The sequence below is a fragment of the Streptomyces sp. NPDC016309 genome (assembly GCF_043077235.1).
Classification (GTDB): Bacteria; Actinomycetota; Actinomycetes; order Streptomycetales; family Streptomycetaceae; genus Streptomyces.
The window spans coordinates 1-8,301 of the sequence record NZ_JBIBSG010000031.1 but is presented as its reverse complement, the minus strand read 5'-3'; the positions used below and the strand labels follow the sequence as shown (position 1 = coordinate 8,301).

At 74.1% G+C, this 8,301-nt stretch carries 8 protein-coding genes; 4 read left to right on the top strand and 4 right to left on the bottom strand.

The window, feature by feature from the left end; genetic code table 11:
• From ACF068_RS32150 to aroA, 4 genes are all read right to left on the bottom strand, one after another.
• On the bottom strand, nucleotides 1-176 hold a 176-nt coding region (locus tag ACF068_RS32150), incomplete at its 3' end, for a flavodoxin-dependent (E)-4-hydroxy-3-methylbut-2-enyl-diphosphate synthase (protein ID WP_392277850.1).
• A 149-nt stretch (nucleotides 177-325) separates the two neighbouring features.
• A complete protein-coding gene (locus ACF068_RS32145) occupies nucleotides 326-1,627 on the bottom strand; it encodes a M50 family metallopeptidase (RefSeq protein WP_392277849.1) in 1,302 nt (433 codons plus the stop codon).
• Entirely contained in the window at nucleotides 1,624-2,874 is a 1,251-nt protein-coding gene (gene dxr / locus ACF068_RS32140) for a 1-deoxy-D-xylulose-5-phosphate reductoisomerase (RefSeq protein ID WP_392277848.1), read from the bottom strand. The genes ACF068_RS32145 and dxr overlap by 4 nt, the downstream gene beginning before the upstream one ends.
• Complete coding sequence (gene aroA / locus ACF068_RS32135; RefSeq protein ID WP_392277847.1) at nucleotides 2,871-4,151, bottom strand: 3-phosphoshikimate 1-carboxyvinyltransferase; 1,281 nt, start codon at nucleotides 4,149-4,151, stop codon at nucleotides 2,871-2,873. Before aroA ends, dxr begins: the two co-directional genes overlap by 4 nt.
• A gap of 295 nt (nucleotides 4,152-4,446) precedes the next feature.
• On the opposite strand from aroA, the gene ACF068_RS32130 reads away from it, so the two are divergent.
• From ACF068_RS32130 to ACF068_RS32115, 4 genes are all read left to right on the top strand, one after another.
• On the top strand, nucleotides 4,447-5,343 hold the full coding sequence (locus tag ACF068_RS32130) for an alpha/beta hydrolase (protein ID WP_392277846.1): 897 nt from the start codon (nucleotides 4,447-4,449) through the stop codon (nucleotides 5,341-5,343).
• A 14-nt stretch (nucleotides 5,344-5,357) separates the two neighbouring features.
• Entirely contained in the window at nucleotides 5,358-6,641 is a 1,284-nt protein-coding gene (locus ACF068_RS32125; RefSeq protein WP_392277845.1) for a serine hydrolase domain-containing protein, read from the top strand.
• A 169-nt stretch (nucleotides 6,642-6,810) separates the two neighbouring features.
• Nucleotides 6,811-7,509 carry an IclR family transcriptional regulator gene (locus ACF068_RS32120; protein ID WP_392277844.1) on the top strand — a complete coding sequence of 233 codons (699 nt, stop codon included), beginning with the start codon at nucleotides 6,811-6,813 and terminating at the stop codon, nucleotides 7,507-7,509.
• 176 nt (nucleotides 7,510-7,685) lie between these two features.
• Nucleotides 7,686-8,150, top strand: coding sequence for a hypothetical protein (locus tag ACF068_RS32115; protein WP_392277843.1), 465 nt, complete (start codon nucleotides 7,686-7,688; stop codon nucleotides 8,148-8,150).
• The last annotated feature ends 151 nt before the right edge of the window (nucleotides 8,151-8,301 follow it).

Here is an 8,301-nt window from a genome sequence, read left to right as displayed (position 1 = left end):
TCGGCGATCTGCTGAAGCGTGGCACCGATGTCCGAGGTCCGCGTCGTCGTCATCGACTGCACCGACACCGGCGCGTCACCACCGACGGCCACCGACCCGACCTGGATCTTGCGACTGACACGGCGGTCGGCCAGCTTGGTCGGAACGGACGGGATACCGAGAGAAATCGCGGTCATCTGCTGTGCAACCCCAAGGTGTGGATCGAGGTCCCGAGATCGGCGGGCTCCGGCTTCGAGATTACAGCCCTCCCATGACACGGCCGGACACCACGGGGTGTCCGGCCGTCGTCGTTCACGCGTCCGCCTGTGGCGTGTCTACGAAATGACTAGGAGATCTTCACCGGGTTGACGATGTCCGCCACCAGGACGAGCAGCGTGAAGCAGATGAAGATCCCCGCCACCACGTAGGCGACCGGCATCAGCTTGGCCACGTCGAACGGTCCGGGGTCGGGCCGCCGGAAGACCTTCGCCACGTTCCGTCGCAGGGACTCCCAGAGCGCGCCGGCGATGTGCCCGCCGTCCAGTGGGAGCAGCGGCAGCATGTTGAAGAGGAACAGCGACAGGTTGAACCCGGCGAGCAGCGTGAGGAAGGTCGCGACGATGTTCTGGGTGGGGACGTCCAGGTTCATCACCTCGCCGCTGATCCGCGCGGCACCGACCACGCCCACCGGGGAGTCCGCCTTGCGCTCGCCGTCACCGAAGGCCGCGTTCCAGAGGTCGGGGATCTTGGACGGCAGGGCGACGATGGACTCGACACCGTTCTCGATCATGTCGCCCATGCGGTCCACGGACTGGCCGAAGCTGAGCGGCATGATCTCGGTCTTCGCCGCGAACCCGAGGTAGCCGGCCGGCACGTACTGGCCCTCGACGACCTCGCCGTCCTCGTCCTTCCGGACCACCTCGTTCTTGATCAGCGTGGGGCGCAGGGTGAGCTCCTCGCCGTCGCGGACGACGGTGAGGTCGGCGGGGCCGATGGTGTCGCGGATGCGCTGGGAGAGCGTGCCCCAGTCGTCGACCGGCTTCCCGTCGAAGGCGACGATCCGGTCGCCCTTCCGGAGCCCGGCGGCGTGCGCGGGCGACACCGGGTCGCCCTTGCGGCAGGTGTCGCGCTTCTGGCTCTGCTCGATGACGCACTTCTGCACACCGGCGACCTCGGTCGTCTGGGTCGCGTAGCCGAAGGTCATCGAGACGCCGAGGAAGATCGCGACGGCCAGGACCAGGTTCATGAAGGGTCCGGCGAACATCACGATGACGCGCTTCCACGGCGCGCGCGTGTAGAACAGCCGGGTCTCGTCGCCGGGCTGGAGCTCCTCGTACGCCGCCGAGCGGGCGTCCTCGATCATGCCGCGGAACGGGGACGTGGACCGGGCCTCTATGCGGCCGTCGTCACCGGGCGGGAACATCCCGATCATGCGGATGTAGCCGCCGGCCGGGATGGCCTTGATGCCGTACTCCGTCTCGCCCTTCCGCCGCGACCAGACGGTGGGGCCGAAGCCCACCATGTACTGGGGCACGCGGATGCCGAAGAGCTTGGCCGTGGAGAGGTGGCCGAGCTCGTGCCAGGCGATGGAGAAGAGCAGCCCGACCGCGAACAGCGCGATGCCGAGGACCGTCAACAGAATCGTCATGCGCGAGCCTCCGCGGTCGCCTTCGCCGTCAGTTCCCGGGCCCGGGCCCGGGCCCAGGTCTCCGCCTCCAGGACGTCCGGCACGGTCAGGGACGTTCCACCGGCCGGGGCGCCGTGCTCGGCGACCACCGCGGTGACCGTGTCCATGATGCCGTTGAACGGCAGCCGTCCGTCGAGGAACGCCTCCACGCACTCCTCGTTGGCCGCGTTGAACACCGCCGGGGCGGTGCCGCCCAGCTCGCCCACGCGCCGGGCGAGCCCGACGGACGGGAAGGCCTCGGTGTCGAGCGGGAAGAACTCCCAGGTGGAGGCCTTGGACCAGTCGAAGGCGGGCGCGGCGTCGGGGACGCGCTCGGGCCAGCCGATGCCGATGGCGATGGGGCCGCGCATGTCGGGCGGCGTGGCCTGCGCAAGGGTGGACCCGTCGGTGAACTCGACCATCGAGTGGACATACGACTGCGGGTGCACCACCACCTCAATCCGCTCGAAGGGAATGTCGTAGAGCAGGTGCGCCTCGATGACCTCCAGGCCCTTGTTCACGAGCGTGGCGCTGTTCACCGTGATCACCGGGCCCATGGCCCAGGTGGGGTGCGCCAGGGCGTCCTCGCGGGTGACGTGCTCCAGCTCCGCCCTCGTACGGCCGCGGAAGGGGCCGCCGGAGGCCGTGACGACCAGCTTGCGGACGTCGGCGCGGGTGCCGGCGGCGAGCGCCTGGAAGAGCGCGGCGTGCTCGGAGTCGACCGGGATGATCTGGCCCGGCTTGGCGAGGGCCTTCACCAGCGGGCCGCCGACGATCAGCGACTCCTTGTTGGCGAGGGCCAGGGTGCGGCCCGCCTCCAGGGCGGCGAGGGTCGGCGCGAGGCCGATGGAGCCGGTGATGCCGTTGAGCACCGTGTGGCAGTCGGAGGCCGCCACCTGGGTGGCCGCGTCCGGTCCGGCGAGGACCTCGGGCAGCGGCTCGGAGCCGTACCGGGCCTCCAGCGCCTCGCGCAGCTCGGGCACCGCGTCCTCGCGCGCCACGGCCACCGTGCGCACCCGCAGCCGGTGCGCCTGCTCGGCGAGGAGCCCGGCCCGGCCGCCGGCGGCGGACAGGGCGGTGACGCGGAAGCGGTCGGGGTTGCGCAGCACCAGGTCGATGGCCTGGGTACCGATGGACCCGGTGGAACCGAGGACGACGACGTCCCGGCGGCCTCCGGCCGGGTCGAAGGCGATGTGCGGGTCTGCGAGGGGGGCTGGGCTGTCGCTCATGCCCCCCATTCTTGCCGCATCCCCGCCGCGCCCGGACCCGGCATCCCCCAAGGCGCGGAGGTGAACTCCTTCCAGCGGGTGTGGAAGTCCGGGAAGGTCTTGCGTACGCAGCCGGGGTCGTCGAAGGAAACGCCGGGTGTGCGCAGCCCCGTGACGGCGAAGGACATCACGATGCGGTGGTCGCCGTGCGTGGTGATCTCGGCGGGGCGCGGCGTGCCGGGCAGGATCTCGATCCAGTCCGGGCCGGTGGTGACGGTGATGCCCATGCGCCGGAGGTTGTCGGCGCACGCCTCCAGCCGGTCGCACTCCTTGACGCGGGTGTTGGCGACGTCCTCGATGCGGACGGGGCCGTCGGCGTACGGGGCGAGGGCGGCGAGGGTCGGCATGGTGTCGGAGATGTCCCGCATGGTGACGGTGAGCCCGCCGAGGCGGCCGGTGCCGCGCACGGTGGTGCCGTCGGGGGTGACCGACACGTCGGCGCCCATCCGCCGCAGGACGTCCACGAAGCCCAGGTCGCCCTGGAGGGCGCCGGTGCCGAGGCCGGGGACGGTGACCTCGCGGCCGGTGAGGGCGGCGGCGGCGAAGAAGTAGCTCGCGGTGGAGGCGTCGGGCTCGACGGCGTACGTGGTGGCCCGGTAGCCGGTGGGCGGGACGGTGAAGACGTCGCCCTCGCGGGTGGGCCGGGCGCCGAAGGAGCGCATCATCGCCAGGGTGATCCCGACGTACGGCTCCGAGACCAGGTCCGTGACGGTGATCGTCAGGCCCTCGGCGGTGAGCGGGCCGAGCATCAGCAGGGCGGTGAGGTACTGGGACGACTGCCCCGCGTCCAGGGTGAGGGCGCCGCCCTTGATCCCGGACGCGGCGATCCGCAGCGGGTGGTGGCCCTCGGCCCGCTCGTGGCGCAGGTCCACGCCCAGGGTGCGCAGCGCGCTCGTCAGCGGGCCGAGCGGGCGGCGGCGCATCTGCGCGGAGGCGTCGAACCGGAAGTCGCCGTGCCCGGCGGCGGCGAGCGCCGGGAGGAACCGGGCGGTGGTGGCGCCGTCGCGGCAGTACACGTCCGCGGTGCCGGCGGCCGGCCCGGCCGGGCGGCCCCGCACCTGCCAGGCCCCGGGCTCGCGCCGGACGTCGTACCCGAGCGCGAGGAGGCCCTCGGCGAACCCCTCGGTGTCGTCGGAGACGAGCGGCCGGACGAGCGTGGTGGTGCCCTCGGCCGCGGCGGCCAGGAACAGGGCGCGTGCGGTGACGGACTTGGAGCCGGGGATGTCGATGACGGTCACGCCCCCATCCTGCCGCCCGCCCCGCCCCCTCCGCCGCCCGTCTCACCTGCTGGTCGGCCCGGGTGGGGGGCGGGTGCGGGAGGCCGGCCGGCGGGTGCTCGGCGTGGGGGACGTGGCCCATGACAAGGGGCCGAAGTGGCCCGGGGGGACGGGCACTTCGACGACCACGACGTCGACGGCCCCGTGTGGCGGGCCGCGCCGGAGCGCGGAGGCGCGCCGTCCGGCGCGTGACCGGGGCGGAACGCGCGACGGACGGCGGATGACCCGGCCGGGGGCGGCCGTGAGGATGGCTCGCATGGATCCCGAACTCGAAGCGTTCCTCCCGTTCCTCCCCGACCTCGACCTCGACGACCCGGTCACCGCGCGCAAGCACTTCGCCGAGCGTGCCGCCGCGGCGCCGCCACCGGACACCTCGGCCATGGAGGTCGTGGACCGTACCGTTCCCGCCGATCCGGACGTGCCGGTGCGCGTCTACCGCCCGCACGGGGCCCAGGGCGCCATCGTCTGGCTGCACGGCGGCGGGGGCGTCTTCGGCGACCTGGACACCGAGCACCCGTGGGCCGCCCGGATCGCGGCCCTCTCCGGGGCGGTGGTGGTCTCGGTGGGCTACCGCCTGGCGCCCGAGCACCCCTTCCCGGCCGCCTTCGACGACGCGTACGCCGCACTGCTCTGGACGGCCGCGCACAGCGAGGAGCTCGGCGTCGACCCCGAGCGGATCGCGGTCGGCGGGCACAGCGCCGGTGGCGGCATCGCCGCGGGCGTGGCCCTGCGGGCGCGGGACGAGCAGGGGCCGCCGATCCGCTTCCAGCTCCTCAACCAGCCGGGGCTCGACGACCGGCAGGAGACGTGGTCGGCGCGCACCTTCACCGACACGCCCTGGATGACCCGGGCCAAGGTCGGCGCCTCGTGGCGGCACTACCTGGGCTCCGCGCCCGCGACCCCGTACGCCGCCCCCGCGCGGGCCGCCGACCTCTCCGGGCTGCCGCCCGCCCACATCACGACCGCCGAACTCTGCCCGAACCGCGACGAGGACATCACGTACGCGCTGCGCCTGCTCCAGGCGGGCGTGCCGGTCGAACTGCACCAGTGGCCCGGCACCTTCCACGGGTCCCAGGCGATCCTGTCCGCCGATGTGTCCCAGCGGCAGATCGCCGAGATCGGCGCCGCCCTCCGCCGCGCCCTGGCCGCGTGAAAGGACCTGGAGCCATGAGGATACGGATGCTGTGGTGCGCGGGCGTGGCCGCGCTGGGTGTGTGCGCGGGCATGGTGACGGCGGTCCCCGCCTCCGGTGGCACGAGGGGCGCACCGGTCCCGGGCGCGGGCCCCGCCGCGTTCGACACCGCCCGGCTGGAGTCCGCCCTGGAGGAGGTCCACCGCGCGGGGATACCGGGGGTGTTCGCCGAGGTGCGTGACTCCGGCCGGACCTGGCGCGGCGCGGCCGGGGTCGCCGACGTGCGGACCGGCCGTCCCGTCACGCCCGGGATGCGGCAGCGCGTCGGGAGCGTCACCAAGACCTTCGTCGCCGCCGCGGTCATGCAGCAGGTCGAGCGCGGCCGGATACGGCTGGACGGGCCGATCGGCGACTACCTGCCGGAGCTGGTGCCCGGGGAGCGCGGCAGGAGGATCACCGTACGGATGCTGATCAACCACACCAGCGGCATCCCCGACCACATCCCCTACGCCTTCCCGTCCCTCCAGGGGTTCCCGACCTCGCCGGACGCGTCGGCGAAGAGCGTGGACGCCAACCGGTTCCAGGAGTTCAGCCCGGCCGAGCTGATCGAGCTGGGACTCTCGGCGCCTCCCGCCGGCGAGCCGGGAGGCTCCCCGGGGGTGTACTCCAACACCAATTACGAGCTCCTCGGGCAGCTCCTGGAACGGGTGACCGGCACCCCGGCGCGGGAGTACATCACCCGGAACGTCATCGAGCGGGCCGGGCTGCGGCACACCGGGTTCCCCGACGGCCCGCGCATCGAGGGACCGCACCCGCGGATGTACGAGGGGCTGTACGGCCTGATCGACCCGCCGCGTGACTACAGCGTCTACAACATGTCCTGGGTGATGATGGGCGCCGGTCTGGTGTCGACCATGGAGGACCTCAACCGCTTCTACGCCGGGCTGCTCGGCGGCCGGATCGTCGGCCGGGCCGCGCTGGCGGAGATGCAGCGCACGGTGCCGGTCATCGCCCTGGACGGCACGAGAGTCGAGTACGGCCTCGGACTGCACAAGGTCACCGTCCCGGGCTGCGGCACCTTCTGGGGGCACGACGGCACGGCCTGGGGAGCGGGGACGGTGTCCCTGACCCGGGCCGACGGCAAGCGCCAGATGTCCGTCGCGGTGAACCTGATGCGGTGGAACCAGCGGGACTCCTCCGGGAGGCCGCTGCCCCACCCGATCGACGACGCGCTGCGGGTGTTCCAGGAGCAGGCGACGTGCGGTGACGGCGCCGGCCCGGGTGACGGCGCCGCCCGGTCCGGAGGCGCCGGGCGGTGACCCTCCGGGCGGGGTCCGGCTCGTGACCCGCCGGCACGGGATGCGGGGCGACACGGCGGAACGGTTTCGCCCGGCGCGCCGGTCCGGGGAACATGGCCGCGGAACACCAAGCGCCGGGGCCGCGGCTGTTCGGGGGACGCGGCCGGGCCACGCCATCCGGGGGGATGTCATGGACGCAGCCGTACACGCGCGGACGAAGAGCCGGGGAAGAGGGGTGCTGGAGGGGGCCTTCGCGCTGCTGGAGGCCCTGCGGCAGCACGGCGAGGAGGCGGGGGTGACCGAGCTGGCGCTCGCGTGCGGCGTGCCCAAGAGCACGGCGCACCGGCTGCTGGAGCAACTGGTGGCCATGGAGGCCGTCGAGCGCCGCGGTCTGCGCTACCGGCTGGGCGCCCAGCTCTACCGGCTCGGCCAGGCCTGGCAGCCGCACCCGGGGCTGCGCGCGGCGGGCCGCCTGCCGCTGCACCGGCTGCGGGCGGCGACCGGCGGCAGCGTCGTCCTGGCCGTGCTGCGCGAGGAGCGGGCCCTGACGGTGTGTTCGGTGCCGGGCCGCGTGGAGCCGCTCGTACCGGTGCGGGACGGCGACGCGTTCGCGCTGGACACCGCGCTGGGCAGGGCGCTGCGCGGCCCGGTGCGCGGGGGCGCGGTGCTGGACCGGGAGGAGGTGGTGGCGGGGGTGTGCTGCGCCGCCCTGCCGGTGCGGTCCCCGGCGGGGACCGTGGTGGGGGCGGTGGCCGCGATGGTGGAGGCGGGTCAGCGGCTGGACGTGGTGGCGGGCCGGGTCGCCGAGACGGCCGCCGGCATCACCCGCGCGCTCACCGGTGCCGGGGGCGGGAACGGGGCCGGGAACGGGGCGCGGGCGGTCCCGTGACGGGCCCGTGGGGCGACGGCCGGGCGGTCCCGGCGCGGGACTGCCCGGGCGTGTTCCGCTCAGTGGAACGCGCGTGGATCGGGGGCCGGGCGGGCGGGCATGGTGGTTCGCGTGCCGGGGGACGGCACGGCCCCGCAGGGACGTACGCGGGGCGACACACCCAAGGGGGAACCGACATGACGCGTGGAATCGCTCGAGTGGCCACGGCCGCCCTGCTCTCGCTCACCGGCGTCGCCGGGTTCGCCGGCGCGGCCCAGGCCGAGCCGATCGACTACGTCCGTATCGAGCTGCTGGAGCTGACCTGCCACCAGCAGAGCGAGGGCGATCACGACGAGGCCTACCTGAAGGTCACCGACGCCAACGGCAACGCCGTGAAGGTGTGGCCCGGAAGCCTCAAGTACCAGACGATGGGCCCGGGTTACGTGCGGTCGATGACGGACGGGAACGGCAACGCGGCCCTCGTCCTCGGCAAGCAGCAGGCCCGCACCATGACGCTGTGGGACTACGACACCACGAGCCCCGACGACAAGCTGGGGTCGACGCTCGCCACCGGCAGCGAGGCGGGCGCGGAGGTCCAGTACCGCTCGCTCGAGGGGTCCGGCGGCGTCTACACCATCGCGTACCGGGTCATCGACATCTGACGGTCTCCGGCGCCCCCGCGCCGGCGGCCGCCACCGGTGCGGGGGGGGGGGGGCCCCCCCCCCCCCCCCCCCCCCCCCCCCCCCCCCCCCCCCCGGGGCGGGGCCCCCCCCCCCCCGGGGGGGGGGGGCCCCCCCCGGGCCCCCCCCGCCC